The following is a 2,924-nucleotide window of genomic DNA, read 5'->3' on the forward strand; positions in this document are numbered from 1 at the left end:
TCGGGAGGAACACATGCCATACCGTCTGCTGTGCCTGGCCCTGCTTCCCTTCGCCCTGGCCGCCTGCCAGGGCACCAACCCGTACGTGGCAAGCTCCCGGCCGCTGCCACCGGCACCGCCCCAGGCCGCCACCACCTTCGATGCCAGTGCCTACCCTGCACCACCACGCGACTATGGGCGCTACCGCAGCTGGGCCTGGCGCAACGACCAACTGCCCGCAGGCAGTGTGAATGCCGACCCTGCACAGCTGGCCGCCGCCATCAGCGGCGCCCTCGACCAGCACGGCCTGCGCCCGGCACGCGGTAGCAACGCCGACCTGCTGGTCAGCGCCGACATGCGCCTGGAACGGCGCCTGCGCCAAGTGCGCGATTACGACTATGACCCCTACTACGGCCCCTACCCCTACGGCCGCGTCGGCTATGGCGGCTATCGCAATGGCTACGGCGCCTATGGCAGCGTGCCGATCGTGCGCACCTACCAGGTCGAGGTGATGGTGGTGCGCATCGACCTGTTCGATGCCCGCAGTGGCCAGCCGGTGTGGAGCGCCAGCGCCGAGAGCGGCAGCGACAAGGACTCGCCACGCGAACGCGAGAATGCCCTGCGCGACTCGGTGCACAAGGCGCTGTCCGGCTACCCCCCAAGTTGATTGCCCAGGAGAATCTTCATGTTGCGCCGCTTCGTTCTGCTGTCCCTGGCCCTGCTGCTCACCGCCTGCGCCAGCAACAATGTCACCCAGGACTTCGACGCCAGCCGCGATTTCGCTGGCTACCGTAGCTGGGCCTGGCAGGAACCGGCCCTGCACTACAGCCCGGACGACCCGCGCATCAAGAGCGACCTGACCGAGCAGCGCATTCGCCAGGCGGTCTCCGACCAGCTCGACCAGCGCGGGCTGCGCCCGGTGCAAGGCGGTGCCAAGGCCGACGTGAAGGTGCGTGCCTACCTGATCGTCGAGCAGCGCCAGCAGCAGGTCACCACCAACTACGGCGGCGGCTGGGGCGGTTACTGGGGCAACTACTGGGGCGGCCCGATGTACAACGAGACCCGCAGCGTCGACTACAAGGTCGCGACCTTGCAAGTTGACCTGTTCGATGGGCGCGACGGCAAGCTGGTGTGGCGTGGCAGTGCCGAGCAGGTGATGAACAACTACCCGCCGAGCCCACAGGAACGTAACGTCGCGATCCAGAAGACCATCGCCCAGCTGATGGCCAATTACCCGCCGCGCTAACCTTCTCGATCACGATGCCATACCTGTAGGAGCGGGCTCGCCCGCGAAGAACACACCGCAGTGTATGGCACCGGCTCTGCCGGTGTTCGCGGGCAAGCCCGCTCCTACAGAGGTAGGTATCGGTCGCCTGGGCAGGGCAACTTGCCATCACCTTGACTACACTCCTTGCACCGCAGCTGCACTGCGTGGCCGAAGGCCTGCAAAGGAGTGCTCGTGGTTTTCCGTTCCGCTGCGCGCCAAGGTGGCGCAATCGGCTTGATGGCGGCCCTGACCCTCGGCCTGGCACTGGTGTTCATGGTGCTGGTGGTCGACAGCGGGCGCTTGTACCTGGAGCAACACAAGCTTCAGCGCATCGCCGACATGGCCGCACTGGAGGCTGCCGGGCAGCTCGCCGTGTGTATCGGCAGCGGTCCACAGGCCACGGCCGTCGCCCGTGCCGCCGCCACCCGCAATGGCCATGCCCCCGGCAACCCACTGCTCGCCAGTTGTGGCTACCTGCAAACCGGCGCCAACAGCCTGCGCACCTTCACCAGCGATGCCACGCGCAACGAGGCGATCAAGGTGCAGGTCGACGAAACCGTCACCACCAGCATCGCGGCTGGGCTCTACACCCTGACCCAAGGTGAAGGCCTGCCGCTGACCACCACCTTGCGCGCCACGGCAGTGGCCTCGGCGCCAATGCCGCCGCAGGCAATGCTGAGCATCCGCACTACCCTGGCAACCGTCGACTCGCGCCAGTCGGTTTTGCTCAACGCGTTACTCAGCGCCCTGGGCGGCAACGTACAGCTGGATGTCGCGGGCTGGAACGGCCTCGCCACCACCAACCTCAACCTGCTCAAGTACCTCGACCAGCTTGCCGTGGACCTAAACCTGACAGTCGGCGACTACCAGCAACTGCTCAATGCCAACGCCACTGCCACGCAATTGCTGCAAGCGGCGGTGAAGGTGCTGCAACAAAGCGGTGCCGCCGCCGACGTGGTGACCAACCTGGGCAAGGTCGCCTTGGGGGCTGGCAACGGCACGCTGCTGCACCTGGGCGAGATTCTCGATATCCAGAACGGCACGGCCCAGGCCGGGTTGGATACCAGCATCCAGTTGCTGCAACTGGTGCAGGGGGTTATCCAGCTGGCGGCCAGCGAGACGGCCGCCAATGTCGACTTGCCGCTGAGCGCGCTGGGCCTGGTCAATGGACGGGTTCGCCTGAAAGTGATCGAACCGCAGCAGATTTCCTCGGTGGGCGACCCGCGCACCGATGAGCTAAAGGTGCACACCGCACAGGTGCGGGCGATGATCTCGCTGGATCTGCCGCTGCTGACGCCAATTATCGGGTTGCTGAACGCCGTGGAGGATCTCGCCTCGCCACTGACCAACGTGCTCAACAACCTGCTCAGCCTGAATCTGGTCTCCACGGTGCAGTCGATTCTGTGCCTGGTGGGCATTCCCTGCAACGTTAGCGATATCGAACTGGTGCCCGGCAACCTGCATCTGGATATCGGTCTGGAAGTCGCCGAGGGCACGGCCCGCCTCCCGCCGAGCCCTCCGGACAACTACAGTTGCTCGCCAAAAAGCCTGACCACCCTGACCCAAAGCGCCGGGGCCAAGGTCGCCGTGGGCCGGTTCGAATCAGCGGATGCGTTCTTCACCCAGGGCACCACGGCGATCAAGGCGCTACCCCTGATCGACATTGGCACCAAGGTCT

3 protein-coding genes are annotated in these 2,924 nt (G+C 65.6%); all 3 read left to right on the forward strand.

Annotated elements, in window-relative coordinates:
* The first annotated feature begins 13 nt into the window (after positions 1–13).
* Positions 14–646, forward strand: a complete 633-nt coding sequence (locus tag ACQKPE_RS26165; protein ID WP_427669592.1) for a DUF4136 domain-containing protein — start codon at positions 14–16, stop codon at positions 644–646.
* 18 nt (positions 647–664) lie between these two features.
* The gene (locus tag ACQKPE_RS26170) at positions 665–1,225 is read left to right on the forward strand and encodes a DUF4136 domain-containing protein (RefSeq protein WP_427669593.1); all 561 of its coding nucleotides are present in this window, start codon (positions 665–667) and stop codon (positions 1,223–1,225) included.
* Positions 1,226–1,438: 213 nt separating this feature from the next.
* Positions 1,439–2,924 (forward strand): pilus assembly protein TadG-related protein (locus tag ACQKPE_RS26175; RefSeq protein ID WP_427669594.1); only part of this gene is annotated, 1,486 nt, incomplete at its 3' end.

The sequence above is a fragment of the Pseudomonas sp. NPDC089554 genome, assembly GCF_050280645.1.
Taxonomy (GTDB): domain Bacteria; phylum Pseudomonadota; class Gammaproteobacteria; order Pseudomonadales; family Pseudomonadaceae; genus Aquipseudomonas.

Bases quoted from the DNA above. Each gene is read 5' to 3' on its own strand.
- ACQKPE_RS26165 (WP_427669592.1), top strand. From the start codon at position 14: ATGCCATACCGTCTGCTGTGCCTGGCCCTGCTTCCCTTCGCCCTGGCC.
- ACQKPE_RS26170 (WP_427669593.1), top strand. From the start codon at position 665: ATGTTGCGCCGCTTCGTTCTGCTGTCCCTGGCCCTGCTGCTCACCGCC.